Source organism: Dyella silvae, assembly GCF_026421305.1.
Taxonomy (GTDB): Bacteria; Pseudomonadota; Gammaproteobacteria; order Xanthomonadales; family Rhodanobacteraceae; genus Dyella; species Dyella silvae.
This window is the reverse complement of sequence record NZ_JAPJBQ010000001.1, coordinates 483,361-509,445: the sequence shown is the minus strand read 5'-3', so window position 1 is coordinate 509,445 and position 26,085 is coordinate 483,361. Positions and strand designations below refer to the sequence as shown.

Here is a 26,085-nt window from a genome sequence, read left to right as displayed (position 1 = left end):
GTCAGCGGCCCGCGTCGACCTCGGTCGGCGCTTGACGGCGCTGAATGGCACTGACCGGGATATGGATGGCCGTGGCGTCAACGCGATTGCCGTAGAGCACCGGCAAATCCGGCGCCATGTCACCTTCGGTGCGCGGACCGAACGTTGCGATGCGAGCCGCCCGCAGCGGATGCGCAAACGTGTCATCCACCGCCGTACCTTCGAAGCCGCAATGCGCCATACAGTTATCGCACTTCGGGTTGATGCCGACACCGTACTTATCCCAGGCAGTGTCCTCCATCAGCTCCTTGTACGAACTGGCGTAGCCTTCATCGACCAACAAGTAGCACGGCTTCTGCCAACCAAAGATGTTGTACGTGGGATTGGACCACGGTGTGCACTGATAACTCTGATTACCCGCAATGAAGTCGAGAAACATCGACGACTGGTTGAACACCCACTTGCTCTTGCGCTCTTTGCCGATGCGGAACACATCGCGGAACAATTGCTTGCTTTCCGTGCGACCCAGAAAAACATCCTGTCGCGGCGCATGCTGGTAACTGTAGCCAGGCGATACCGTGATGCCCTCGATGCCCAGCGACATGGCAAAGTCGAAGAATCTGGCGATCTCCTCCGGCTCCTCGTTGTTGAACAGCGTGCAGTTGATGGTGACGCGAAAACCCCGCGACAGCGCCAACGTGATCGCAGCCACGGCCTTATCGAACACACCCTCCATGCAGACTGACGCGTCATGCCGCTCTTGCAGACCGTCCAGATGCACCGACCAGGTGAAATACGGCGACGGCGTGTACTCATCGATATGCTTGGTCAGCAGGATCGCATTGGTGCAGAGATAGATGAACTTTTCACGGGTGATGAGGCCCTGCACGATCTGCGGCATATCCTTGTGGATCAGCGGCTCACCACCAGGAATGGACACTACCGGCGCGCCACATTCGTCCACGGCGCGCAGCGCATCCTCCACGCTCATGCGCTTCTGCAGAATTTCCTTCGGGTGGTCGATCTTGCCGCAACCCGCACAGGCCAGATTGCACTGGAATAACGGCTCCAACATCATCGCCAGCGGATAACGCGTCTGGCCGATCATCTTTTTGCCGATGATGTAGCGCGCGATCTTGACCTGCTGAATAAGAGGAATGCCCAAAGGATTCTCCTCGCCGGCGCAACCGATGGTTCAGATCCGGTCCGTGCAGGCTTCAGGGTGACGCATGACTAAGGTGTGGATCGGAGTATAGCCACCTGCAGCTCGCCATCGTGTTCAGGACGGCAGCGCGGCAGACGACTGGAATAGGTGTGCGTGTTCCCTGCGAAGACTGTCCCACTCGATCTTGAACCAGGGCGTGAACTGCTCCGGATGTGCCGCAATCTCGTGATCGAGCCCATCAGGCGAGATGTAACGCAGTGCGGCAATCTCATTCCTGTTGGCGACAGGCGCCGCATCGCTACGGCCGGTATAGACCCAACAAAGTTCGTTCTCGGCGCCTTCGGCATCGAACTGCGCCTGATACTGAAATTTGAACCGGAACTGGAACTGGCATTGCATGCCCAGCTCTTCGCCGAGCCGGCGATGAATGGCCTTCTCCATGGATTCGCCGCGCCGCGGATGACTGCAACAGGTGTTGGACCAGTACCCGGGCCACAAACGCTTGCCACCGGCACGCTGCTGCAACAGCAACTCACCCGCCGCATTGAAGACAAACAATGAAAAAGCGCGGTGCAAAATCCCGTGCCCACTATGCGCGGAGGCTTTATCGAGAAAACCGGTTTCCTGGTCGTGCTCGTCCACCAACACCAGGGGTTCGTCCTGAAAGGAGACGTCGCTCCTCGACCAGGCACCCTCGTAGTAGTCCAGTTCGCGGCTAGCCAAGGTTCAACCTCTCTTCCGGCGGACGGCACATGAAGACTCATCATCACGTCATCATCACATTTGCGATGAAGACGCCAAGCTATGACAGGTAAGCGTTGCCAGCCTAGCAAGGATGGTTGCGACGGTGTACCCCCCAGTCTGCGATGGCGCTCCCACCTGCTTAGTGAGCGCCCCCTGTGGAACTGCCAGACGTATAGTCGGATACCTTCGCGCGCGTCCACGTGGTGCTGCCACCCAGCAGGCTGATGCCGATAAAGCCGCGAAGGATCAGGTGATCGTTGTCCTGAAGGTGAATCTGACAGTGATAGGTTTTGCCATTGTCCGAATCGTAGACCTGGCCATCCACCCACATGTGACGATCGGGGTCGTAGTGCAGACCCCATAACAATTGCAGACCTGTGAGATGCCGCGCGCGCAGCGCCGGATCGGGGTTGTTGCGATCGGTCACGATCTTGCCGTTGAGCGCCGGCCCGTCTTCGGGCCCATAGGTATCGTGCAATTGCCAGACGATACTCCCCTGGTACTGATCGCCCTGACGTTCAATACGGATGATGGCGTCACGACTCTGCACCAGCCAGTCGCCCTCGATAGCCGCGGCCTCCGGCATATCCTGGCCTTCTGCCTGCACCGCCGCCGCGCAGCAGGCCAGCCCCAGAAGGAACACGCTTGCGAAAAACGTGCGTAAGCTTCGGCATTGTCGCAACAGCCGATGGGCGCAAACGTCATTGGCTTCCATCAGGGCATTCACCCGGCACGTGAATTGGCGTTAATGTCGTCACAAGGATGCGACCGAACCCCGTTCATGCCGACTTATCCTGACATCGCGACGCTGCTGTCATGGCTGGGCATTGCGCTCGGCTCTGCCGCCGCCGCGTACGCTTGCCTCAGCCTGTGGGCGTGGTTTCGGTGCGATCGTTCCGGCAAGGATCCCGATCCCGATGTGAACGACCCGGCAAACCAGCCCGTAAGCGTACTCAAGCCGCTCCATGGTGCCGAACCGCGCCTCTACGAGAATCTTCGCAGCTTCTGTCTGCAACAACACGCCTGCCATGAATTGCTGTTTGGCGTGCGCGATCGGGACGACCCTGCCATTGCCGTGGTGCAGCGACTGCAACGGGAGTTCCCGAAGCTGCCCATCACCCTGGTGATCGATCAACGCGTTCACGGCGACAACCTCAAGGTCAGCAACCTGATCAACCTGCTCGAGCATGCTCGTTATGACTGGTTGGTACTGGCCGACAGTGACATCCATGTGCCCACCGACTACCTGATGCGCGTTACGGCGCCATTGGCCTCGGCCGATGTGGGTATTGTCACCTGCCTCTATCACGGCCTGACCCATAACTCCTTTAGCTCGCGCCTGGGACGGCTATTCATCGATGACTGGTTTGCCCCCTCCGTCAGGTTGGCGCATGCGTTCGGCTCCACCCGTTTCGCGTTCGGCTCGACCATCGCCTTGCGCCGCGACACACTCCAGGCCATTGGCGGCTTTGACGCCCTGCGCAATACGCTTGCCGATGATTTCTGGCTCGGTGAATTCAGCCGCCAGTTAGGGCTGCGCACGGAGTTGTCGACGCTGGTGGTAGGCACGGAGGTCAGCGAAGCCAACTTGCGCAGCTTGTGGATTCACGAACTACGCTGGCTGCGCACCATTCGCGCCATCTCGCCTGCCGGGTTCGCCATGAGCTTCATCTGCTTCACCTGGCCGATGCTGCTTCTGGCGCTATGCCTGTCGCCTACGCTGCCCACCCTCTGCGTTGCACTGCTTGGTGGCGCGGCCCGCATCCTGCGCTACCGAGCGCCATGGCGAAGCACCGCGAGGTCTTCACCTTGGCTCGACATTTGGCTGACCCCTTTCCGCGACGCGCTGTTGCTGGTGGAATGGGCGGGCGCACTGATCCGCTGGCGGGTCGAGTGGCGGGGTCAGGTGCTTCATGCGCGCGACCATGCGCCATCGCGTTATCCTTGAGAACAACGTTGCAAATGTGATGAACCACTCGTTGCGTGTACGCAGGAGCCTGGCAATCCCATGAAGACGCTTTTTCTGCAGGCGCCGTCGTTCGACGGTTTTGATGGTGGCGCGGGCTCGCGTTATCAGGCGAAGCGCGAGATCAAAAGCTTCTGGTATCCCACGTGGCTGGCGCAGCCGGCGGCGCTGATACCGGGCTCCCGCGTGCTGGATGCACCGGTGGAAGAGCTTTCGGTCGAAGACACTCTGAATCTCGCCAGCGTTTACGATCTGGTGATCATTCACACCAGCACGCCGTCGTTCCCCACCGATGCGAAATTCGCCGAACTGCTCAAGGCACGCCGGCCCGAGATCCTTGTCGGCATGGTCGGTGCCAAGGTGGCCGTCGAGCCCACGGAATCGCTGCAGGCATCGCCCGCCATCGATTTCATCTGCCGCGAAGAGTTCGACTACACCTGCAAGGAAGTAGCCGAGGGCCGCCCGATTCTCGATATCGCCGGCCTCAGCTACAAGCTTGCCGACGGCAGCGTGCAGCACAATCCGCCACGCGCCACCATTGAGAACATGGACGACCTGCCCTTTGTCGCCCCCATCTACAAGCGCGACCTGAAGATCGACCGCTATTTCATCGGCTACCTCAAGCACCCTTACGTGTCGATCTATACCGGCCGCGGCTGCCGCTCAAAGTGCACGTTTTGCCTGTGGCCGCAAACCGTGGGTGGCCATCGCTATCGCGTTCGCTCGGCAGCCAATGTGCTGGCCGAGGCGAAATGGATCAAGGAGAACATGCCCGAAGTCCGCGAGCTGATGTTCGACGACGACACCTTCACCGACAGCTCAAACATGGAGCGCGTGCACGAGATCGCCCGCGGCCTGCATGCCATGGGCTGGACCTGGAGCTGCAATGCCAAGGCCAACGTGCCTTACGCGTCGCTGAAGATCATGAAGGAAAACGGCCTGCGCCTGCTGCTGGTGGGTTATGAGTCGGGTGACGACCAGATTCTGCACAACATAAAAAAGGGCCTGCGCACGGATATTGCGCGTACTTTCACCGAGAACTGCCGCAAGTTGGGCATCACCGTGCACGGCACATTCATCCTCGGTCTGCCGGGCGAAACCAAAGAAACCATTGCGCGCACCATTCAGTACGCCAAAGAGATCAATCCGCACACCATCCAGGTGTCGCTGGCCGCACCGTACCCCGGCACCACGCTGTACAAACAAGCTATCGAAAACGGTTGGCTGGAGCCGAATACAGCAACTCATCTGGTCAACGACAAGGGCGTGCAACTGGCGATGATCAGCTACCCGCATTTGTCGAAGGAAGACATCTTCCACGGCGTGGAAACGTTCTATCGCAGCTTCTATTTCCGGCCCTCCAAGATATGGGAGATTGTGAAAGAGATGCTCGGTAGCTGGGAAATGACCAAACGCCGGTTGCGCGAAGGCGTGGAGTTCTTCCGCTTCCTGCATGCGCACGAGGCATAAACGGGCCGCGGGCGCGTAGCCTATGAACGCATCACTGGCAACCTCGCGCCCGCGCCTGATCGTCACCGCCGATGACTTTGGTCTGCATGAGGCCGTGAACGAGGCGGTCGAACGCGGTTATCGTCACGGCGTGCTGCGTGCGGCGAGCCTGATGATGACCGCCCCCGCCGTGGAGGACGCCGTCGCACGGGCGCGGCGCCTGCCCGGACTGGCGGTGGGTTTGCACCTGGTGCTCGCGGACGGTAGCGCTGCACTGCCTCCGTCGCAGATTCCGGACCTTGTCGACGCTCAGGGCCGATTCGGCAGCCACATGGGGCGCGACGGCGTACGTTTCTTCTTTCTGCCCCACGTCCGTCGCCAGCTTGCAGCAGAGATCCGCGCACAGTTCGATGCCTTTGCAGCCACTGGCCTGCTCCTTGATCACGTGAACGCACACAAGCATTTTCACTTGCATCCCACCGTGCTCTCGCTGCTGCTGTCCATCGGCCGCGAATACGGTCTCCGTGCCGTACGGCTTCCTGCCGAACCCGGCATGGAACCGTGGCTGCAACCCTGGCTGGCGCTGATGCGATGGCGTCTGCGGCGTGCAGGCGTGCACTGCAACGACCATGTGTTCGGCATCCGGCACACCGGCGGCATGGACGAAACCATCCTGCTCGATGTCGTGCGTCAGCTACCCGAAGGCTTGAGCGAGCTGTACCTTCATCCGGCCACGCACGGCGAGCTCACGCCCGCCATGGCCGACTACCGGCACGCGGATGAACTGGCAGCACTGCTGTCGCCACGCGTGCATCAGGCCATCGCCGAGCACTGCCTGCTCTGCCGTGGCTTTAGCGATCCGGCAGCCGCATGAAATACCTGGTCTATCTCACCGGTCTGATCGGCCTTGCCGTCGCCATCGTGCTGGTGGTGCATCAGGACTGGACATCCATCCGCAGCGCGTTTGACCATGCCGGCTGGGCACTGTTGTGGCTGCTGCCATTCCATGCCATTCCGCTGCTGCTCGACGTCATGGGCTGGCGCGCCCTCCTCAAGCCGAGCGACCCACAACGACGCGCCGACGTGCCTTTCCTGTTTTGGGTGGCCACCATACGCGAGGCTTGCAACCGATTGCTTCCGGTTGCAAACGTCGGTGGTGAGATCGTCGGCATCCGGCTGGTCAAATGGCGCGGACTCGATGGCGCCACGGTGGCCGCAAGCGTGGTGATGGAAGTACTGCTGACGCTGATCAGCCAGTACGTATTCGCCGCGCTGGGCATTCTCCTGCTGGTGGGCATGTCTCAGCACATCGGCACGCTCAACTCGGTGCTGGGCGCGCTCGCGGCCAGCCTGCCCTTGCCGATCGCGCTGCTTTACCTGCTTCGCCACGGCCAGCTGTTTTCGCGGCTCGAAGCCTTTGCGATAAAGCTGCTCAACGGCCCGTCACGCCTTACCGAACTGCTCGACGGATCGCGGCTCGACCACGAAGTTCGCGTGCTCTACAGCCAGCCATTGAGGCTCACGGTGACGTGCCTGTGGCAGATCCTCGGTTTCCTGGCAGGCAGCTTCGAAAGCTGGCTGGCGCTGCAGTTGCTGGGCTACCCCATTTCGGTGTGGGACGCGATTGCCATCGAGGCCGCCACCCAGGCCGTGCGTCACATCATCTTCTTCGTTCCCGCCGGACTCGGCGTGCAGGAAGGTGGACTAGTGCTGTTCGGCGGCATGATCGGGCTTCCACCGGATGCCGCCATCGCGCTATCACTGGTCAAGCGCGCGCGCGAAGTAGGTTTTGGCGTGCCGGCGCTGCTTTCGTGGCAATGGGCTGAAGCGCATCGGCTGCGTCGGCGCTGGTTGGCGAAGCAGGCAGCCGCGCTGTCTGAGCCAACCAACAGCAAACTGTCGTGACATAGTGAGGTGAAGGATGTCGCATGACGCCATAGCCGCCGCCGATCACACCATGCGCCACTGGGCAGGCGCCGAGCCAGGCCACATCAAGATCGGCTCGGACGCGCACAAACGCCTGTTCTGCCGCATGCTGCTGGACACGCACAACCCATACAAACCGGCGGTCATCGAATGGCCGCCACTGAACGCAGAGGCGCTGCATCGCATTACCTCGCTGCCCATATGGGATATCGCGGTACAAACCGAGGGCAAAGCCAAGCTTCGCGTCGCCACGTACACCCACACAGTGAGCGACGCGCTCCTGCGTGAAGCGCTGACCATGGACGGCGACGAAGAGGCCCGCCACAAGGTGGTGCTCAGCAAGATGGTGGCGGCTTACGGCATTGAGCTGGCGCCTGAGCCGGTCTATGAGATTCCCAAAGATCCGGAATGGGGCTGGCTGGTGACCGGCTATAGCGAATGCATCGACAGTTTCTTTGCCTTCGGCCTGTTCGAGTCAGCGAGGCGCACCGGCTATTTTCCGACGGAATTGGTTGAAACGTTCGAACCCGTCATGCAGGAAGAAGCGCGCCATATTCTGTTTTTCGCCAACTGGGTGGCCTGGTACCGGCGCCAACTACCCTGGTGGCGGCGACCGTCGTTCGAGTTCAAGGTGCTGCGCGTGTGGTTGTTTCTGATCTGGGAGCGCATAGGCATCGCCAAAGGTCTGGACGACCAGGGCGAAATGCAGGACGCCAACTTCACGCTGACGGGACACGAGCAGATCGGCCTCGACTTGAACTTAGGTGAGTTGCTCGACCTCTGCCTCAGCCAGGACACCTGTCGCATGGACGGCTATGACGAGCGCCTGCTTCGTCCCACCGTCGTACCGCGCATGGCAAGACTGGTGCGCCGCTTCGTACGCTGATCCGCTCAGTGGTGCAGGCTGAACCAGGCTACGGCGTCTTCCAGTGCCAGCCGCACGGGGCCCGCTGCATAGCCCAGTTCGCGTTCGGCCTTGGCGCTGGTGAAGAACATGCGCTTCTTTGACATGCGCACTTCTTCGACGGTGGCGATCGGCGGCCTGCCCGTCAGGCGTGCCCATGCCTCGGCCCCAAAGGCCACCGGCATGACCGCCGCATGCGGCAATCGCCAGCGTGGTGGCGGACGGCCAACGATATCGGCGATCTCGAACAGCAATTCGCGCAAACTGAGGTTGGCGCCGCCCAGGATATAGCGCTCGCCGATCACGCCTCGCTGGAACGCCAGCCAGTGGCCATCGGCCACATCGTCCACGTGCACGACATTCAGGCCGGTATCGACATACGCGGGCATGCGGCCCGTCATCGCGTCGCGCACGATGCGCCCCGTGGGCGTGGGCTTGATGTCACGAGGGCCAATGGGTGTCGATGGATTGACGATTACCACAGGCAACCCCTGTGCCGCGTAATCGCGCACCACGGCTTCGGCGAGGAACTTGGAGCGTTTGTAATGCCCCACCATATCGCTCAGCGACACATCGGTCATTTCGTCGCCGGGACTTCCGTCTCCGGGAATGCCAAGCGTCGCTACGCTACTGGTGTAGACCACGCGCGGCACACCTGCCTTTTTGGAAGCTTCAAGCAAGGCTCGCGTACCGTCGACATTGGTCCGGTACAGCTGCTCTGGCTGCGGCGCCCACAGGCGATAGTCGGCAGCAACGTGAAACACGGCGTCACAGCCGTCACAGACTTTTGCCAGAGACGCCGCATCGGTGAGGTCGCCCTCGATCACCTCGACATCGATGCCCTGCAGATTCCTGCGATCCGAGCCGGCGCGTGCCAACACCCGAACGCGGTGATCTTCACGCAACAGGCGGCGAACTACCGCCGACCCGACGAAGCCGGTAGCACCAGTGACCAATGACTTCATGGCAGCGCTGCTGCCAGCGCAGTCCCGACCATCGCCAGCGTGAGCCCTGGACACATAAGAGGGGTAATCCCTGAACCCGGGGAAGAGTTGCGGTTCATTATGTACGAATCACGCGCGACATAGCGCACGCGGGTATCGGTTTGCCTACCCCACTTAAGTGGTATGGAACACCCCTCGGGCACCCCCTGGACGCCTAGACGATTCAACGACATTTCCTCTGTTCAGATGCTGGGTCTGCGAGGAACGAGGGTGCTACCATGCCAACGTCGCGCGTTTCTCTCTGTATGTGAATACATAAGAAGGCCGAGGCATGCCCATGTTCGAAGCGAAACAAGCCGCTGCGATCACCCCGAGCAACGCCAGCGCTTATCAGGAAGCCATTCTTCCTAAAGTGTCACGAACGTTTGCATTGACGATACCGCAGCTGCCACCTGCGCTGCGTGATGTCGTCGCAAACGCTTATCTGCTTTGCCGCATCGCGGACACCATCGAAGACGAACCTGCATTCTCCCCTGATGAAAAAGGTGTTTATGAAAAGGCCTTTGTCGATGCCGTGATGGGCGTCGCTGATGCCCGCCGCTTTGCCGCAGAGCTTGCTCCACGGTTTTCCAACGCCACCTCCGAAAGCGAACGCGACCTGCTGTTCCAGTTGCCGCTGGTGCTGGAAATCACGCGCACGTTCAACGCAACACAGCACGCCGCCATCGTCGATTGCCTGAAGGTGATGTCGCAAGGCATGCACGACTTCCAGCGCGTGGTGGGGCTGCAGGGACTGGATACGCTGCGCGACATGGATCGCTATTGCTACTGCGTAGCTGGTGTCGTCGGCGAGATGCTCACCCGCATGCTGATCGATTTCGAACCGGAGATGGCATCGCAGCGCGCCACGCTGATGCATCTGGCCATCTCGTTCGGCCAGGGCCTGCAGATGACCAACATCCTGAAGGACCAGTGGGAAGACCGCAGCCACGGCGTATGCTGGCTGCCGCAGGATGTATTCGCGCGTCATGGCGTGAAGCTGGCCGATCTTCATCCTGGCAAACAAGATGCCCGCTACGCCGCCGCCATGATCGAGCTGATCGGCGTGGCGCATGCCCACCTTTGCCACGCCGTGGAATACACACTGATCGTTCCTGCTCGCCACGCCGGTTTCCGCCGGTTCTGCCTGTGGAGCATTGGCCTTGCCGTACTCACCTTGCGCAATCTGCAAGACCGGCTCGATTTCTCATCGGGCGCGCAGATCAAGGTGTCACGTGCTGCCGTCGCGCAGACCATCAGCCTGACCCGGCTGACCGACAAGTACGACCCCGCTGTCCGCTGGCTGTTCGCCGCGGCCGCCCGCAAATTGCCGCTGACCACGCTGGCGTCAGAGTGGGACAACGCCAAGGTCTCGCCGCAGGTCTGGCCGTGGCGCCGGGCGTCCTACCTCAACGGCATGGTGTCGCGGCGCGATCCCAAAGACGCCCGCTCGCTATGACGGATACACCCGCCACGATCACTGAAACACCTCATCCAGACACGCGTCATCCGCAGCCAGAGCGCCACCGGCTGGATCGGGCCATCGATCGCGCGCGCAAAGCCCTGCTTGCGCGGCAGCGGCCTGACGGCCACTGGAGTTTTGAGTTCGAAACTGACTGCACCATCTCCTCCGAATACATCCTGATGATGCACTTCCTCGACGAGATCGATGATGTGCTGCAGGAAAAACTTGCCCGCTATATCCGCCTCAAGCAATGCCTGGACACGCACGGTGGCTGGCCGTTGTATGAAGGCGGCACCATCGACATCTCGTGCTCGGTGAAGGCTTATTACGCGCTGAAGGCGGCCGGTGACGCGGCCGATGCCCCGCACATGCGCCGCGCCCGCGAGGCAATTCTTGCCTTGGGCGGCGCGGCAAAGAGCAACGTTTTCACACGCATACTCCTGGCCATGTTCGAGCAGGTGCCGTGGCGTGCCGCACCTTATGTGCCAGTGGAGATCATGCTGTTTCCGCGCTGGGCGCCGTTTCATCTCGACAAGGTGTCGTACTGGGCGCGCAGCACGATGGTGCCGTTATTCATTCTCTGCTCGCTCAAAGCGCGCGCGCGGAATCCCCGCCGCGTTGCCATACCCGAGTTGTTCGTGACGCCACCGGACGAAGAGCGTCATTACTTCACGACCCGCAATGCCATCAGCCGGCTGTTTCTGGTGCTGGACAAGATCGGCCGCGCCTGCGACCCACTGATTCCCGGCTGGCTGCGGCGCAAGGCGGTGCACAAGGCAGAGCGGTGGTTTCTGGCGCGACTCAATGGCGAGGATGGCCTCGGCGCGATTTTTCCGCCCATGATCAACGCGCTGGAAGCGATGGACCTGCTTGGCTATCCCAAGGATCACGATGCCCGCGCGACCTGTCTGAAGTCGCTGCAAAAGCTCATCGTGTATCGCGACGATGGCACGGCGTACTGCCAACCTTGCGTGTCTCCCGTGTGGGATACCGGCTGGGCAGCCATGGCGTTGCTGCGAGCCTCGCCCGATGACGTCACCCAATCCGCAGTAACGCGCGCCATGGACTGGCTGGCACCGCTGCAGGAACAGGATCTTCAGGGTGACTGGGCAGTCCAGGCGCCAGATTTGGCACCGGGCGGCTGGGCTTTCCAGTATGCCAATGCGTATTACCCCGACCTCGACGACACCGCGGTCATTGCTGGCTTGCTGCATGTCGCCGTGCGCGGCACACCGCAGGCGGCCACCTATCGCGAACGCATCGAACGCGCCGCCGACTGGCTGGTGGGCATGCAGTCGGACAACGGTGGCTTTGCGGCGTTTGACCGCAACAACACGCACTATCACATCAATGAGATTCCCTTCGCCGACCACGGCGCCATGCTCGATCCGCCTACCGAGGATGTATCCGGTCGCGTACTGGCCTGTCTCGGCGTACTCCAGCGTCCACAGGATGGCGAAGCTATCAGGCGCTGCGTGGCCTACCTCAGGCAGGCACAGACGCCCGATGGCGCCTACTGGGGGCGCTGGGGCACCAACTACATATATGGCACGTGGTCCGTGCTTGCTGGCCTCGCATTGGCCGGTGAAGACATGCGCCAGCCCTGGATACGCAAGTCGGTGGACTGGCTGCTTGCGATGCAGCACGCCGACGGCGGCTGGGGCGAAACCAACGACAGCTATTACGACCCGTCATTACGCGGCACGAATCGAGGCGTCAGTACGGCGCATAGCACGGCATGGGCGCTGCTGGGGCTGCTTGCCGCCGGCGAGCATGCGTCCGGCGCGGTGCGGCGCGGCGTGCAATGGTTACTGGACGACCAGCAGGATGATGGCGAATGCGAAGAGGGACTCTGGTATCACCCGAGCTTCAATGCGCCGGGCTTTCCACGCGTCTTTTTTCTCAAGTACCACGGCTACACCGCGTATTTTCCGTTATGGGCACTGACGCGCTATCGACAGCTGACCTCCGCCACATCGCCACGGACAACGCAGTGAGTCATCACCCCGTGGGCATCGTGGTCGCCCTTGCCGCCGAGGCAAAGGCGCTGGCCCGCAAATCGTTGCCTGCGGGCCAGGCCATCGCGCTCGACAACGGCGACCTTGCCTGGCTGAGCGGCATGGGCCAGCAAGCGGCGCGGCAAGCGGCAGAAGGATTGATTTCCGCAGGCGCCACGGCGCTGGCCGCATTTGGCGTCGCAGGCGCACTGGCGCCCGGACTTCGTAGCGGCACGCTGTTTTGTCCCTCGTGCATCATCGACGAGCGAGGGCACGACTATGTGCCGACACCCGCGTGGCGTATGGCCCTGATCCAGCACCTGCGCGCGACAGCTTTACCGATGTTGACGGAGGGTCATCTGCTAAGCCTTCCATCACCGCTGCTCTGCGCCGGCGACAAGGCCGCCATGCGCGAACACCATCTGGCCGCTGCGGTGGATATGGAAAGCGCCGCCGTCGCTGCCGTCGCCAGCGAACATCGGATGCCGTTTGTGGTGCTGCGCGCCATCGTTGATGAGCGCAATGATGATATCCCCACCGAACTGCAGGCAGGCGTCGACGCGTGGGGGCGCCCGTTACTCTGGCGCATGGCGGCCACTCTTCTGCGCCACCCATCCCTGCTTTCGCAGTTGCCCAAACTGGCCTCACGCATGAACAAGGCCACGCACGCGCTGCAGGCGGCTGCTGCAGCGGCGGGTCGCGGACTGGGACGCAACCCCGTACTCCCCTGCTAACCTCTACCCATCGTTTGAATGTCAGGCATGGCCTCGACGTGCGGCCGGCCCTATCAAAGCCAGGAGACCCGGCGGCGTGTTCACAACGATTCACAAAGGCCTGGTATGGCTGGTTGATCACAGTGGCAGGCACCGTTTTGTGGTGCTGTCGATCGCCGCGCTAATGGTCGCCGTATGCCTGTATGGGGCCTCAAATCACCTGAGCGTCGACACCGATGCCGACCATCTGTTTTCTGCGAAGCTGCCGTGGCGGCAGCAGAGCCAGGCCTTTGCTCGTCTGTTCCCCCAATTCAGCGACACGCTCACCGTCGTCGTACGTGCCTCCACACCGGAGGAGGCGCGCATCGTCGCCCAGGCGCTGAACCAGAAAATTGCCGCCGACACCGCGCATTTCCAATCATCCTCTACGCCCGGCATCAGCCCGTTCTTCAATCGCGAAGGTTTGCTGCTGCTGCCGCCGAAGGAACTCTCGAGCACGCTCGACAGCATGCTGCAAGCGCAACCTCTGCTTGGGCCGTTGGCGACCGACCCTTCGGCCCGCGGCTTGTTCAAGGGCATCGACCTGATGGTCGAAGGCGTGCGCCGGGGCATGGCGGAGGATCTTTCCTCGTACGACGCAGCGCTTGGCAATGTCGCCAAGACCATGGAGGACGCGGTCGCCGGCCATGCTTCGCCGCTTTCCTGGCAGGCACTGCTCACCCCGGAGCTTGTGAATGCCAATGGCGGGCAGGAATTCATCCTCGTGCACCCGGTACTCGACCGTGCCGCATTGCAGCCCGGGCGCAGCGCCACGGAAGCCATGCTGCGCATGGCGGCACAGCTACCCGAAGTGGCTTCGGGCCGCGTGCACATCAACTACACAGGCTCGGTGCCGCTGGCTGACGAAGAGTTCGCTTCGCTCACCGATCGCGCCGGCCCCATTGCTGTCGGCAGTAGCCTGCTACTGGTGTTCTGGCTGGCGCTCGCGCTGGGTTCGTGGCGACTGATCGTGCCGGTGGTGATGACGCTGATCGTGGGCCTGATCTATACGCTGGGCTTCGCAGCGTTTGCCGTGGGCCGGCTCAACCTCGTGTCGGTGGCGTTTGCCGTGCTGTTCGTCGGGCTTGCGGTGGATTTTGGCATCCAGTTCGCCGTTCGCCTGCGAGCCCGACAATTCAGCGAGCGATCCTTTGCCGACTCTCTGCATGAAACGGGAGATCGCGCGGCCGGCCAGATCGGCCTTGCCGCGCTCGCCACCTCCTGTGGATTTCTTGCCTTTGGCCCCACCGATTTCACCGGCGTCGCCGAGCTGGGCATCATTGCCGGCGTCGGTATGCTGCTGGCGCTGGTGTGCACGCTGACTGTGCTGCCTGCCCTGCTCCGCTTGCTCGCCCATAGCTCACCGCATCACGAGGTCGCCCTGCCTGGTGGCGCAGCGGCGGACACCTGGCTGCATCGCCATCGCAAGCGCGTGCTTATGGCGTTCGCCGTGCTTGGCGCCGGCGGCCTGTGGTGCGCCATCACCATTCCGTTCGACGCCAATCCGCTGCATACCAAGCGCGCCGATACCGAAGCGATGCGCACGCTGGCGTCGCTGATGGACGACCCGAACACCAATCCATTCACCATGGACATCCTCGTCAAGAATCTCGACGAGGCCAAGAAACTCAGCGATCGCCTGGGCAAGCTACCTCAGGTCATGCAGGTGGTTTCCGGTGTCGATTTCGTACCGGTCGGCCAGGCCGACAAACTCGACCAGATTCAGCAGGCATCGGATCTCATGTACGCCGTGCTCAACCCCGGCGAACAAGCGGCAGCGCCCAGCTATGCCGACATGCGCGAGGCCGCCAAGGACACCAGCGAGGGCATCGCCAGTGTTTCCGACAAGCTGCCAGCCAACTCGCCGTTGCGCCGCATCGGCAAGGCATTGGCGCAACTGGCGCAGGGATCGGATCAGCAGATGGCCACCGCCAACAAGGCGCTGACGGAGTTTCTTCCCTATACGCTCCATCAATTGGGCGATTCGTTGTCTGCCGAAACCATCACCATGCAAAACCTGCCGGAGAATCTGAAGCGCGATTGGTTCGCGCCGGATGGGCGGGTGCGTGTGCAGGTCACCCCCACCGCCAAGGCACAAAACACGGCGGGCCTGCGCCATTTCGTGCAGGTGGTGCAGGAGGAAGCACCGGAAGCTGCCGGTTCAGCGGTCGCTACCATCAGGGCTGCCGACACCATCCTGACTGCATTCCGCGAAGCCGCGGTGTACGCGACCCTCGCCATCGGCATCGTGTTGTTGCTGGTGCTCCGACGCCTGCAAGACGCTGGGCTGGTGCTGGCCACATTGCTGATGTCAGCCCTGCTCACCGCGTTGCTGGCACGTGCGTTCGGCATTGCCATCAACTTCGCCAACATCATTGCCCTGCCCCTGCTGCTGGGCGTCGGCGTTTCGTTCAACGTGTACTTCGTGATGAACTGGCGCCACGGCATGCGCCAATTTCTTGGCTCGCCGACGGCACGCGCCATTCTGTTCTCCGCGCTCACCACCGGCACCGCCTTCGGCAGCCTGGCGATCGCCCGCCACCCTGGCACGGCCAGCATGGGCACGGTGTTGCTGCTGAGCCTGCTTGCCGTACTGCTTTCCACCTTTGCGTTTCTGCCGGCGGCTTTGTACGCCGTTGGGCCTTGCGAAGGAAAGGAACATGCTCACTAGGTCAGACTTATCACCCGCCGGAGCCGTTCATGCGTTCCTTCCGTCATCTCGCGATGTTCGCCTTTGCCGCCCCCTTGCTCTTCGCCAGCCTGGGCGTCAGCGCCCACGCGATCCTGCTCGACAGCACGCCCAAGGTTAATGGCAGCCAGCCCGCAGGCCCTGCGGCGATCACTCTCAAGTTCAACAGCAAGATCGACCAGGAGCGCTCGCGACTCGTACTGATCGCAGCCGATCACAGCGAAACGCTGCTGCACATCATCATCGACAGCCACAAGCGCAATGAGCTCGAAAGCGAAACCGAGCTGAAGCCCGGAACCTATGTCATCCGCTGGCAAGCGTTGGCACTGGATGGACACATCACGCGGGGCGAGCTGCCCTTCACTGTGACGGCCAGCGCGCCATAGATTTCACCCCTCACCAGTTAAATCGCCACCGCTGACTACCGGGGGATTTCGTGGCCCTGCTCGTCGACATTTTTGGATACCTCAGCGTCATCCTGCATGGACTGGTCATCGTCGCCCAGTCGATGACCCTCGGTGGCCTGTTGTTCCTGCTAGGTCTGCTTCATCCGCTCGCGCCACGACTCGCACAGGGCGGCGCCCTGGTACAACGCGCCCAGCGCCTCACGCGCTGGAGTGCTACAGGCCTGCTGCTGGCCGAGCTGGCCACCACGGCGCTGCAGGTGTCGGTGTTGATGACTACCGTCGACCTGCCGTTTACCAACGTGATGCATGCATCCTTTGCCGTGTCTGGCGGCGTAAAGATGCTCTGCGCGCTAGTCATCGCCGTTGGCCTGCGAGGGTCAGTACTCACCAGCGGTTTCGCACGCGCCACTCTGCTTCTGATCGGCATTATCGAGCTGGCTGCCGCCACCGTGACCACGCACGCCTTCGCACGACTGGACGACAACGCCCTGCTGATGCTGGTGGAAGGCCTGCATCAATTCGGTGCTGCGATCTGGATCGGCGCCATCCCCAGCTTCGTGCTGGTGCTTCGCCACCTGGAGGACCGCGAGAGCCTGCGGTTGGTCGGCGCCCGGTTCTCGCGCATGTCGATGCTTGGCGTAGCCTGCATCCTGCTTTCCGGCATCACCATGTGCGTGTTCTATATCGGCGACCTGCCGGGTTTCTACGGCACCGCCTATGGCGTCATGGTAGGCGCCAAGATTGCCATGTTCCTCGCCTTGCTGGCATTGGGCCTGGGCAATCTGATGGTTACCGAACGACTGCGTAGAGGCGGCGAAGCACCGGTCATGCGCATGCGCCGTTTTGCTGAAGTGGAGATCGGCATCGGCTTCACCATTTTCTTCGCCGCCGCCTCGCTGACCTCGGTACCACCCGCCATCGACCTGACCACCGACCGGGTGAGCCTCCATGAGATTGCACAGCGCAACGCTCCGGCATGGCCACGACTCACATCACCGGATCACGACACGCTGGCCATCTCTCAAATGCAGGCAGCGCTTGATCGCGATGCCGAACGCAACCACCAGGTCGCGCAATCGGCCACCATTCCCGGCTCAGGCGTACTAGCGCCGCGCAACGCGGAAGACATTGCCTGGTCGGAATACAACCATCACTGGGCCGGCATCTTCGTGCTGCTGATCGGCCTGCTGGCACTGCTCAGCCGCGGTGGCGTGGGATGGGCCAAGCATTGGCCGCTGCTGTTTCTTGCCCTGGCCGGCTTTCTGCTGGTGCGCTCCGACCCCGAGGTATGGCCCATGGGACAGGAGGGCTGGTGGGTGGCCTGGCGCGATGTCGAAGTGGCGCAGCACCGATGCTTCGTGCTGCTGATCATCCTGTTCGGCACGTTTGAATGGTCGGTGCGTACGGGGCGATTGCGCAACAGCCATGCAGCGCTGGTATTTCCTCTGCTGGTCGCCGTTGGTGGCGCGATGCTGCTAACCCACAGCCACCAGATTTCCAACGTCAAGGATCAAATGCTGATCGAGCTGACGCACACGCCGCTGGCGTTAGCCGGTGTCGCCGCAGGCTGGGCGCGATGGCTCGAGCTGCGCCTGCCGGGCCGCGGAGGCAAGATCGCTGGCTACGTTTGGCCAGCCTGCTTCATGTTGATCGGCGTGATCTTGCTCTGGTATCGCGAAGCGTGAGCGATCCGGCACCACGACACAAATCGCGTCGTGGTGTCCTGGCTCAACGGATGCGATGCACGATCATGTCCACCAGCCCGTGCAGGTAGGTCGCCGTCGACCCCAGAGGCAGTAGTGCGCTGCGTGCACGCTCGCCGAGCTGTTCGGCCAGTTCGCGTGCTGCCTCCAGCCCCAGCAGCGAGACGTAGGTCGGCTTGTGATCCTGCGCGTCCTTGCCGGGCGTTTTACCCAGCGTGGCGGCGTCGGTGGTCACATCGAGCACGTCGTCCACGACCTGAAAAGCAAGCCCCACCGCGCACTGATATTGCTCCAGCGCCCGATGCACGGCCGGATCCATGGGGGCGTGACCACAGTGCGCGCCCATGAATATCGCCGCACGGAACAACGCGCCGGTTTTCATGCGATGCATGCGTTCCAGCTCTTCGCGCGGCAGCACCAACCCCACGCTCGCCAGATCGATCGCCTGACCGCCTACCAGCCCCAGTGAACTACTCGCCCGTGCCAACTCCTGCAGCAGCGCCACCTTATGCGCCGCCGTAGCAGGCAGTTGGCCGATCACGGCAAACGCCTGTGCCTGCAAGCCATCCCCTACCAGAATGGCCACGGCCTCGCCGTAGCGCACGTGCACGGTGGGCTGGCCGCGCCGCAGCAAGTCGTTATCCATCGCCGGCAAGTCGTCATGGACCAGCGAATAGGCGTGAATCATCTCGACCGCGCTTGCTGCACCATCGAGCCATTCGGGATCGGCACCGACCAGCTCGCCTGCCGCGTGACAAAGTAATGCGCGCAAGCGCTTGCCTCCGCCCAGGGTGGCGTAGCGCATGGCCTCATGCAGCGTTGTGGGCAGGCTTTCCGTGGACGGAAGGTAACGATCGAGCGCGCGTTCCGTGCGCTGCAGAATGCCCGGCATCCATGCCTCCAAGGAATCGGCGGCACATGTTGACGTGGACGACTCGGGCCACAGCTGGACGGCTTCGCTCACACAACTCTCCTTTCAATGAACGGCGATGGGCTGTGCCTTTCTGACTGGAAGATCCCGGATCAACTGCTGCGCTGTGGCGCGCGCCCGCTCGTCCGCGGCAAGGATGTCTTCCAACGGCGCTTGATTGACGAGTGTTGGCAAACACTGCAACGACTGCTCCACGATTCGTGGTATGTCCGTGAATCGGATTTGTTCGCGCAGAAACGCATCCACCGCCACTTCGTTGGCGGCATTCAGCGTCACACTGGCCACGCAGTCTTCCCGCAATACCTGAAGTCCCAGCCGCAGGCACGGGAACCGATCCAGGTCGGGTACCTGAAAGCTCAAGTGGGCCATTGCGGCAAAATTCAGCGGCGCCACGCCGGAGTCGACGCGATCGGGATAAGCCAGTGCATGGGCAATCGGCGTGCGCATATCGGGATTCCCGAGCTGCGCCAGTACCGACTGGTCCGCATAAGCGACCATGGAGTGGATGACGCTTTGCGGATGAATCACCACCTCGATGCGCTCGGCGGGCATATCAAACAGCCAGCGCGCCTCGATCACCTCAAGGCCCTTGTTCATCATGGTGGCCGAGTCAACGGAAATCTTGCGCCCCATCACCCAATTCGGATGCGCGCATGCCTGATCGGGTGTCACGTCATCGAGCGTCGTCAGGTCGCGCTGCAGAAAAGGCCCGCCCGAGGCGGTCAGAATCAGGCGCTCCACGCCGCGGCCGTCACGCACACCCGTACCGAGACACTGGAAGATGGCGTTGTGCTCGCTGTCCAGCGGCAACAACGTGGCGCCATGCTCGGCAACAGCGCGGATGAACAACGCGCCGGACATGACCAACGCCTCCTTGTTCGCCAACAGGATCTTTTTCCCCGCCCTTGCGGCAGCCAGCGACGAGGCCAGGCCCGCAGCACCCACGATGGCGGCTACTACCGAATCACATTGCGCATGACTTGCTGCATCGCATAAGGCAGCAGATCCGTAGGCGACTTCCGTGGGCAGATGTGCGTCACGCAATTTCTGCTGCAGTACCGCAGCATGCGTCGCATCACCCACGACTGCCAGGGCTGGACGAAAAGCCACGCATTGCTCGTACAACCGATCGACGCGGTGATGTGCAGTGAGCGCAAATACCGTGAAACGGTCCGGGTGCCGCGCCACCACATCCAGCGTACTGGTGCCGATGGATCCCGTGGACCCCAGAATGGTCAGCCGCTGCGGTGTGGCACTCATGTCGTGACCTCACCCACGGCGAGCAGATGCAAGGCACGCGCATCCGCTTTGCGTGACTGATCGGGTGAATCGATGGTTTGCAACAAATCGTACACGACGGATTCTCCTCGGCGCTGCCGGCGTCTCTATCTAGTCCTTTCAGCTAAACATGCTTACCTGTTGGTGCATTGCCCTCTTCTCCGCTCACCTTTCAACAAAGGCGCGCTCGATCACGTAATCGCCTGGTTCACGCGTACGCGGCGATGCCTGAAAGCCACGGCCATCGAGCAACGCACAGGCGTCATCCAGCATGACCGGGCTGCCGCACAGCATCACGCGATCCGTCTGTGAATTCATGGGTGGCAGGCCGGCATGCGCACTCATCCGGCCATCCACGATGGCATCGGTGAGCCTGCCACGATGATGGAACGGCTCACGGGTGACGCTGGGGTAGTAGACCAATTTTTTCCGCACCAGCTCACCCACGTATTCGTGTTGTGGCAGCGAATGCTCGAGATACTTCGCGTAAACCAGATCACTAATCCGCCGCACGCCATGGGCGAGCACGATCCGGTCGAAGCGCTCGTACGTTTCGGGGTCGCGCACAATGCTCAGAAACGGCGCAAGCCCGGTGCCCGTGCCCAGCAAATACAGGTGCTTTCCGGGCCTCAGATCGTTGAGCACCAGCGTGCCAGTGGGTTTGCGGCTGACCATGATGGGGTCGCCTGGCTTGAGATGTTGCAGCCGCGAGGTAAGCGGACCGTCGGGCACCTTGATGCTGACAAATTCAAGATGCTCTTCGTAGCTGGCGCTGGCAATGGAGTAAGCGCGCAGCAGCGGCTTGCCTTCCACCTCCAGGCCAAGCATCACGAAGTGACCGCTGTCGAAACGAAACCCGGGATCACGCGTGGTACGAAAGCTGAAAAGGCTGTCGTTCCAGTGATGAACCTCGATGACGTACTCCGTCGCCAACGCCACCATCGCTGCCACCCTTTCGAAGTCAGGAGATGTTTTGCGAGCGATTGCGCCTGCTCGCCCGAGCAGGCACTGCCTCTCAACTGCCAGATGCACGGCTGTTATTGTCTTGGTACAAGTTCTGGCTGGTGGAAGTCAATCGGTCTTCCCATGCGCGTTGCTCCGCGCACGATCACACCCGTATCACGCAGCGCTTGCTAGCGACTCCTTATGGCGGCACAGCCACCTTGCCTTGAAGACGGGCATGCCATGTCCCGGTGGCGCCGCCATCGAATCGTCGCATTACGAGGCTGTTGCCGATGCCGCGTCGTTGATCAGCGAGGCTACTTCGCGTGGCCGCGACGCAAGCGAGGCGTGACTGGCATCAAGATGGATGATCTTCCGCGCGTTCATCCGGGCGGACATCATCTTCTGGTTCTCGGGATGGATCATCCGGTCGTGATTGGAGATCTGGTACCACGCCGGCTTGTGCCTCCAGGCAGGATCGGTCACCGGATTGCCGAAGGTGACTGCCAGCGGCGCCTTTTGCGTCACCGCCATGACCAGGCCTTCGTCCGCCGTCAGGTCCTGACAAAAACTTTCGTGGAACTTGTCCGGCTTCAGCCAGAGGTAACCGTCGCTGTCCGGCGCAAGATTCGGTGCCGCCTCCGGCAGCTTCTCCTGTGTGATGCCACCCGGACTTTCGCCTGCATCCGGAGCAAATGCCGCAATGAACACCAGCGCGCGGACGTTTGGCTGGTTGCCCGCTTCACTGATCACGGCGCCGCCATACGAATGACCCACAAGCACGACGGGTCCATTGATCTGGGCGAGCATTTTGCGCGTGCGCTCCGCATCCTCGGCGAGCGACGTCAGCGGCATCTCGACTGCGTGCAGGTCGCCGTAACCCAGGCCCTTAAGTTCAAGAATGACCTTAGCCCAGTGGGCGGCACCGCCCCAGAACCCGTGAACCAATACCACAGCAGGTTTGTTGCTCATGATCTTCTCCGCGCCTTGATCTCGATACGGTGGACGGGAGGCCAGCTGCTCATCTCCCATCGTTCTGCCACGCGACACTCGGACGGTTCATTGAAGGGCGGCCCCGCTGCCGGGCTACTCTCCGCTTGCGGGGGTAAATGGGCAGTGACGGGTAACGCCCACGTACACGGCACCCATGGCCGGCGACGAGCGCCGCCAGTGTGGCCGGGCACCTGCCGCCGTGGCGCAAAAATCACCCCTCAATGACGTAGGGCGAGCGACCCTACGAAGTCATCGCACCGCAAAACCCTGTTGCGATACAGGTCGGCCGCCGCCCGGTATGCCAGGCGCACCACCATAGCCAACCTCAATGGCCGCCATCTCAACAATCAATTGGATCAATCGCCACAAAACCCGTACGCTTTGTCTTCCACCAACCACAACTAACGGAAAAACAACGATGTCGTTGATCAACACCGAAATCAAACCGTTCAAGGCCCAGGCTCTCAAGAATGGCCAGTTTGTCGAAGTGACCGATGCTTCCCTCAAGGGCAAGTGGTCCGTGGTGGTGTTTTACCCCGCCGACTTCACCTTCGTCTGCCCGACGGAGCTGGAAGACCTGGCCGATTTCTACGATCAGTTCCAGAAGCTGGGCGTGGAAATCTACGCGGTCTCGACCGACACCCACTTCGCCCACAAGGCGTGGCACGACACCTCGGACGCGATCAAGAAGGTGAAGTACACCATGATCGGCGACCCGACCGGTGCCATCACCCGCAACTTCGACGTGATGATCGAAGAAGAGGGCCTGGCGCTGCGTGGCACGTTCCTGATCAATCCGGAAGGCCAGATCAAGCTGTGCGAGATCCACGACAACGGCATCGGCCGCGACGCTTCCGAACTGCTGCGCAAGGTGAAGGCCGCGCAGTACGTTGCCTCCCATCCGGGTGAAGTGTGCCCGGCCAAGTGGAAGGAAGGCGACAAGACCCTGAAGCCGTCGCTCGACCTGGTCGGCAAGATCTAAGTCACCGCTTTACCTCTCTTGCCACCCGCTGCATCGGGTGGCCACGGGACCCGGCGTCCGCCGGGTCCGCTTTCCGAATTCGAAGGCGCGCGCAACGCCCGGCCACGCCGGGTGCGGGTAGTGCTCACCCCTAAGAAACGATGGAGTCACCATGTTGGAAGCCGATCTGAAGACCCAATTGCAGGCCTATCTCGAAAAGGTCGTACACCCGATCGAGCTCGTGGCCTCCCTCGACCATCAGGCATCGTCGCAGGAGCTGAAGGGCCTGCTGGAAGACATCGCCTCGCTATCGGACAAGGTCTCACTGCGTCTCGATGGCAACGATGCTCGCAAGCCCTCCTTCGCGATCAACCGCGTAGGCACCGACGTCAGCGTGCGTTTCGCCGGCATTCCGATGGGCCACGAGTTCACCTCGCTGGTACTGGCGCTGCTGCAGGTTGGTGGCCATCCGTCCAAGGCGACGCAGGACGTCATTGAGCAGGTGCGCCATCTCGACGGCGAATACCGCTTCGAGACGTTCATGTCACTCTCCTGCCACAGCTGCCCGGATACCGTGCAGGCGCTGAACCTGATGAGCGTGCTCAATCCCAACATCAAGCATGTGGCGATTGACGGCGCGCTGTTCCAGGACGAAGTGAACGAGCGCCAGGTGATGTCGGTGCCGACGGTGTTCCTCAACGGCGAACTCTTCGACACCGGCCGCATGTCGATCGAACAGATTGCAGGCCGGCTGGACAGCAATGCGGCCGACCGCGCCGCCGAAAAAATCAAAGCCAAAGCGCCGTTCGAGGTGCTGGTGATCGGCGGCGGCCCGGCTGGCGCTGCTGCCGCGATCTACGCGGCACGCAAAGGCATCCGTACGGGTGTGGCGGCCGAGCGCTTTGGTGGCCAGGTGCTGGACACCATGGCTATCGAGAACTTTATTTCCGTGACCTACACGGAAGGCCCGAAGCTGGCTGCCGCACTGGAACAGCACGTGCACGAATACGACGTGGACGTGATGAACCTGCAGCGCGCCGAACAACTGATTCCCGCCACCACCGAAGGCGGCCTGCATGAAGTGCGCCTTGCCAACGGCGCATCGCTGAAGGCCCGCACGGTGATCCTCTCCACCGGCGCACGCTGGCGCAACATGAACGTGCCGGGCGAGCAGGAATACCGCAACAAGGGTGTGACGTACTGCCCGCACTGCGACGGCCCGCTGTTCAAGGGCAAGCATGTGGCGGTGATCGGCGGCGGCAACTCCGGCGTTGAGGCAGCGATCGACCTGGCTGGCATCGTGGGCCACGTCACCCTGCTCGAATTCGACAGCAAGCTGCGTGCGGACGAAGTGCTGCAGCGCAAGCTGCGAAGCCTGCCGAACGTGGACGTGATCGTCAGCGCGCAGACGACCGAAGTGCTGGGCGACGGCCAGAAGGTCACCGGTCTGAACTACACCGACCGCAGCAGTGGCGAGAGCCGCCATGTGGCACTGGAAGGTGTCTTCGTGCAGATCGGCCTGTTGCCGAACACCGAATGGCTCAAGGGTACGGTCAAGCTGTCGCCGCGCCACGAGATTGAGGTAGATGCACGCGGTGAGACGTCGGTACCCGGCGTGTTCGCTGCGGGCGATGTCACTACGGTGCCCTACAAGCAGATCGTCATCGCCATGGGCGAAGGATCCAAGGCATCGCTGAGCGCCTTTGACTATCTGATTCGCCTGCCCGTGGAAGAAGCAGTCAGGGAAACAGCCGTCGCCTGACGCTCTTCCGCATCACGCAAACGCAAGTCGGCAACCATCAAGGTTGCCGACTTCTTTTATGGTGCGCTTATAGCCGCCGACAAAGCCCAAGACACCCAGCGCCCCGCGACATCGTCATCCCCGCGACAGCGGAGATGACGGTATAGCAAACTTCTGGCTGCCTCGGATGTTCCTGGCGACTTTTAGAACGAATACACCACGTGGGCACCAACGCCCCAGTCGGGGCTGCCATCGGTAAAGCCCTTGGTGACGTACGCCTGGGCCTTCCACGCGCTGGCGAACTTGTACGAGTAGTAACCCGTCAGCTCATTGCGCGCGAAGCTGGTGCTCGAAGCTTTTTCGCGATAGTCGTAATAGGCACCGATGGTGCTCTGGCGATCGATCTTGTAGCTCGCGCCGACGTTGGCGGTGAACACGTCGTTCAAGCGCACGTACTGCGAACTGCCGAGCCACGTGTAGCCCACGCCGCCGAACAGCGTCCAGGCGCCGAAGCCCTTGTACATGTCCACATTGAAGCTGTAGTCGTTCTTGCCGGTACCAAGCCCCTCGTCCGCGCTCGCGGTACCGAACTTGATCTTGCCGGTGAGATCGATGCCGAAGTTCGCGGCCTTGTTGCTATAGGCCTCGTACGTGGCAGCGGCAACGATGTCGCCCAGACCGGAGGCAGAGCCGGTGGTCGGCGTCGTGGGCGTCGGCGTCGGCGTGACCGAGGCATTCTTGCCGTGGCCGCGCTTCTTCGGGTTCTTGTTTTCGACCGGACCCACACCCGGAATCACGTTGTCCGCACCGGAGACATGGATGTACGGCACATCCAGCTTGAACGACCAGTCGCCTACGTCGTAACCGAACGTCACCGGCACTTCGGTGATATCCGTGGTGGTCGACGTGCCGTACTTGCCAGTGGTGTAGTCGACGCCGGCGCCAACCTTGATGGTTGAGCTGTCCTCAGCATGGGCCGCCTGTGCCAGCAACCCAAACACACCCAAGGCACACAGCGTGCCCGTGTTCTTCAAATTCATGGATATTCCTTGCGCGCAACAAAACACGAGAGGCCCTCAGGGAGCCTCTCGATCGAGGTTTTCAGTAGAG

At 61.9% G+C, this 26,085-nt stretch carries 22 protein-coding genes; 13 read left to right on the top strand and 9 right to left on the bottom strand.

The annotated features are described in order from the left end of the window. Position 1: 1 nt before the first annotated feature. The 3 genes from hpnH to OQE56_RS02365 form a co-directional block, all read right to left on the bottom strand. Positions 2-1,144, bottom strand: coding sequence for an adenosyl-hopene transferase HpnH (hpnH, locus tag OQE56_RS02375; protein WP_267221155.1), 1,143 nt, complete (start codon positions 1,142-1,144; stop codon positions 2-4). Positions 1,145-1,258: 114 nt separating this feature from the next. After that, positions 1,259-1,867: an isopentenyl-diphosphate Delta-isomerase gene (gene idi / locus OQE56_RS02370; protein WP_267221154.1), complete on the bottom strand. Its 609-nt coding sequence runs from the start codon at positions 1,865-1,867 to the stop codon at positions 1,259-1,261. A 160-nt stretch (positions 1,868-2,027) separates the two neighbouring features. Next, positions 2,028-2,531 (bottom strand): DUF2147 domain-containing protein, encoded by a 504-nt coding sequence (locus OQE56_RS02365; RefSeq protein WP_267221152.1) that lies wholly within the window; start codon positions 2,529-2,531, stop codon positions 2,028-2,030. 138 nt (positions 2,532-2,669) lie between these two features. Here OQE56_RS02365 and hpnI point away from each other — a divergent pair, with 138 nt between their 5' ends. From hpnI to OQE56_RS02340, 5 genes are read left to right on the top strand one after another with little or no spacing between them, the layout of a single operon-like run. Beyond that, complete coding sequence (hpnI, locus tag OQE56_RS02360) at positions 2,670-3,836, top strand: bacteriohopanetetrol glucosamine biosynthesis glycosyltransferase HpnI (RefSeq protein WP_267221150.1); 1,167 nt, start codon at positions 2,670-2,672, stop codon at positions 3,834-3,836. Between the two features lie 60 nt (positions 3,837-3,896). Further along, a complete protein-coding gene (gene hpnJ, locus OQE56_RS02355) occupies positions 3,897-5,324 on the top strand; it encodes a hopanoid biosynthesis associated radical SAM protein HpnJ (RefSeq protein WP_267221148.1) in 1,428 nt (475 codons plus the stop codon). 22 nt (positions 5,325-5,346) lie between these two features. Further along, positions 5,347-6,177 carry a hopanoid biosynthesis-associated protein HpnK gene (hpnK, locus tag OQE56_RS02350; RefSeq protein ID WP_267221146.1) on the top strand — a complete coding sequence of 277 codons (831 nt, stop codon included), beginning with the start codon at positions 5,347-5,349 and terminating at the stop codon, positions 6,175-6,177. After that, positions 6,174-7,208 (top strand): lysylphosphatidylglycerol synthase domain-containing protein, encoded by a 1,035-nt coding sequence (locus OQE56_RS02345; protein WP_267221144.1) that lies wholly within the window; start codon positions 6,174-6,176, stop codon positions 7,206-7,208. Before hpnK ends, OQE56_RS02345 begins: the two co-directional genes overlap by 4 nt. A gap of 16 nt (positions 7,209-7,224) precedes the next feature. Further along, on the top strand, positions 7,225-8,115 hold the full coding sequence (locus OQE56_RS02340; RefSeq protein WP_267221141.1) for a ferritin-like domain-containing protein: 891 nt from the start codon (positions 7,225-7,227) through the stop codon (positions 8,113-8,115). A gap of 5 nt (positions 8,116-8,120) precedes the next feature. Here the strand turns inward: OQE56_RS02340 and hpnA are convergent, their stop codons facing one another. Next, positions 8,121-9,098 carry a hopanoid-associated sugar epimerase gene (gene hpnA, locus OQE56_RS02335; protein ID WP_267221139.1) on the bottom strand — a complete coding sequence of 326 codons (978 nt, stop codon included), beginning with the start codon at positions 9,096-9,098 and terminating at the stop codon, positions 8,121-8,123. Between the two features lie 310 nt (positions 9,099-9,408). On the opposite strand from hpnA, the gene OQE56_RS02330 reads away from it, so the two are divergent. The 6 genes from OQE56_RS02330 to OQE56_RS02305 all read left to right on the top strand — a co-directional run bounded on the left by OQE56_RS02330 (position 9,409) and on the right by OQE56_RS02305 (position 18,111). After that, complete coding sequence (locus OQE56_RS02330) at positions 9,409-10,575, top strand: phytoene/squalene synthase family protein (protein ID WP_267221138.1); 1,167 nt, start codon at positions 9,409-9,411, stop codon at positions 10,573-10,575. Beyond that, positions 10,572-12,578 carry a squalene--hopene cyclase gene (gene shc, locus OQE56_RS02325; RefSeq protein WP_267221135.1) on the top strand — a complete coding sequence of 669 codons (2,007 nt, stop codon included), beginning with the start codon at positions 10,572-10,574 and terminating at the stop codon, positions 12,576-12,578. The genes OQE56_RS02330 and shc overlap by 4 nt, the downstream gene beginning before the upstream one ends. Beyond that, a complete protein-coding gene (locus OQE56_RS02320; protein WP_267221134.1) occupies positions 12,575-13,312 on the top strand; it encodes a phosphorylase family protein in 738 nt (245 codons plus the stop codon). Before shc ends, OQE56_RS02320 begins: the two co-directional genes overlap by 4 nt. Before the next feature lie 76 nt (positions 13,313-13,388). Continuing rightward, complete coding sequence (locus OQE56_RS02315; protein WP_267221132.1) at positions 13,389-16,001, top strand: MMPL family transporter; 2,613 nt, start codon at positions 13,389-13,391, stop codon at positions 15,999-16,001. A 29-nt stretch (positions 16,002-16,030) separates the two neighbouring features. Then, positions 16,031-16,405 carry a copper resistance CopC family protein gene (locus OQE56_RS02310; protein WP_267221129.1) on the top strand — a complete coding sequence of 125 codons (375 nt, stop codon included), beginning with the start codon at positions 16,031-16,033 and terminating at the stop codon, positions 16,403-16,405. 50 nt (positions 16,406-16,455) lie between these two features. Then, positions 16,456-18,111, top strand: coding sequence for a copper resistance D family protein (locus tag OQE56_RS02305; RefSeq protein ID WP_267221127.1), 1,656 nt, complete (start codon positions 16,456-16,458; stop codon positions 18,109-18,111). Between the two features lie 43 nt (positions 18,112-18,154). Here OQE56_RS02305 and OQE56_RS02300 read toward each other — a convergent pair whose 3' ends face one another. From OQE56_RS02300 to OQE56_RS02285, 4 genes are all read right to left on the bottom strand, one after another. After that, positions 18,155-19,093 carry a polyprenyl synthetase family protein gene (locus tag OQE56_RS02300; RefSeq protein ID WP_267221125.1) on the bottom strand — a complete coding sequence of 313 codons (939 nt, stop codon included), beginning with the start codon at positions 19,091-19,093 and terminating at the stop codon, positions 18,155-18,157. A gap of 12 nt (positions 19,094-19,105) precedes the next feature. Beyond that, positions 19,106-20,320 (bottom strand): 1-deoxy-D-xylulose-5-phosphate reductoisomerase, encoded by a 1,215-nt coding sequence (ispC, locus tag OQE56_RS02295; protein ID WP_267221123.1) that lies wholly within the window; start codon positions 20,318-20,320, stop codon positions 19,106-19,108. Between the two features lie 183 nt (positions 20,321-20,503). Then, entirely contained in the window at positions 20,504-21,280 is a 777-nt protein-coding gene (locus OQE56_RS02290; protein WP_267221122.1) for a ferredoxin--NADP reductase, read from the bottom strand. Between the two features lie 276 nt (positions 21,281-21,556). Continuing rightward, positions 21,557-22,252, bottom strand: coding sequence for an alpha/beta hydrolase (locus tag OQE56_RS02285; protein ID WP_267221119.1), 696 nt, complete (start codon positions 22,250-22,252; stop codon positions 21,557-21,559). 439 nt (positions 22,253-22,691) lie between these two features. On the opposite strand from OQE56_RS02285, the gene ahpC reads away from it, so the two are divergent. Together ahpC and ahpF are read left to right on the top strand one after the other, a co-directional pair. After that, on the top strand, positions 22,692-23,255 hold the full coding sequence (gene ahpC / locus OQE56_RS02280; protein WP_267221117.1) for an alkyl hydroperoxide reductase subunit C: 564 nt from the start codon (positions 22,692-22,694) through the stop codon (positions 23,253-23,255). A 151-nt stretch (positions 23,256-23,406) separates the two neighbouring features. After that, positions 23,407-24,996 (top strand): alkyl hydroperoxide reductase subunit F, encoded by a 1,590-nt coding sequence (ahpF, locus tag OQE56_RS02275; protein ID WP_267221116.1) that lies wholly within the window; start codon positions 23,407-23,409, stop codon positions 24,994-24,996. Between the two features lie 182 nt (positions 24,997-25,178). Here the strand turns inward: ahpF and OQE56_RS02270 are convergent, their stop codons facing one another. Next, positions 25,179-26,015, bottom strand: coding sequence for a transporter (locus OQE56_RS02270; protein ID WP_267221114.1), 837 nt, complete (start codon positions 26,013-26,015; stop codon positions 25,179-25,181). Between the last annotated feature and the right edge of the window lie 70 nt (positions 26,016-26,085).

Coding starts and splice junctions, on each gene's coding strand:
- hpnI (WP_267221150.1), top strand. CDS start 2,670: ATGCCGACTTATCCTGACATCGCGACGCTGCTGTCATGGCTGGGCATT.
- hpnJ (WP_267221148.1), top strand. CDS start 3,897: ATGAAGACGCTTTTTCTGCAGGCGCCGTCGTTCGACGGTTTTGATGGT.
- hpnK (WP_267221146.1), top strand. CDS start 5,347: ATGAACGCATCACTGGCAACCTCGCGCCCGCGCCTGATCGTCACCGCC.
- OQE56_RS02345 (WP_267221144.1), top strand. CDS start 6,174: ATGAAATACCTGGTCTATCTCACCGGTCTGATCGGCCTTGCCGTCGCC.
- OQE56_RS02340 (WP_267221141.1), top strand. CDS start 7,225: ATGTCGCATGACGCCATAGCCGCCGCCGATCACACCATGCGCCACTGG.
- hpnA (WP_267221139.1), bottom strand. CDS start 9,098: ATGAAGTCATTGGTCACTGGTGCTACCGGCTTCGTCGGGTCGGCGGTA.
- OQE56_RS02330 (WP_267221138.1), top strand. CDS start 9,409: ATGCCCATGTTCGAAGCGAAACAAGCCGCTGCGATCACCCCGAGCAAC.
- shc (WP_267221135.1), top strand. CDS start 10,572: ATGACGGATACACCCGCCACGATCACTGAAACACCTCATCCAGACACG.
- OQE56_RS02310 (WP_267221129.1), top strand. CDS start 16,031: ATGCGTTCCTTCCGTCATCTCGCGATGTTCGCCTTTGCCGCCCCCTTG.
- ispC (WP_267221123.1), bottom strand. CDS start 20,320: ATGAGTGCCACACCGCAGCGGCTGACCATTCTGGGGTCCACGGGATCC.
- OQE56_RS02290 (WP_267221122.1), bottom strand. CDS start 21,280: ATGGTGGCGTTGGCGACGGAGTACGTCATCGAGGTTCATCACTGGAAC.
- OQE56_RS02285 (WP_267221119.1), bottom strand. CDS start 22,252: ATGAGCAACAAACCTGCTGTGGTATTGGTTCACGGGTTCTGGGGCGGT.
- ahpC (WP_267221117.1), top strand. CDS start 22,692: ATGTCGTTGATCAACACCGAAATCAAACCGTTCAAGGCCCAGGCTCTC.
- ahpF (WP_267221116.1), top strand. CDS start 23,407: ATGTTGGAAGCCGATCTGAAGACCCAATTGCAGGCCTATCTCGAAAAG.
- OQE56_RS02270 (WP_267221114.1), bottom strand. CDS start 26,015: ATGAATTTGAAGAACACGGGCACGCTGTGTGCCTTGGGTGTGTTTGGG.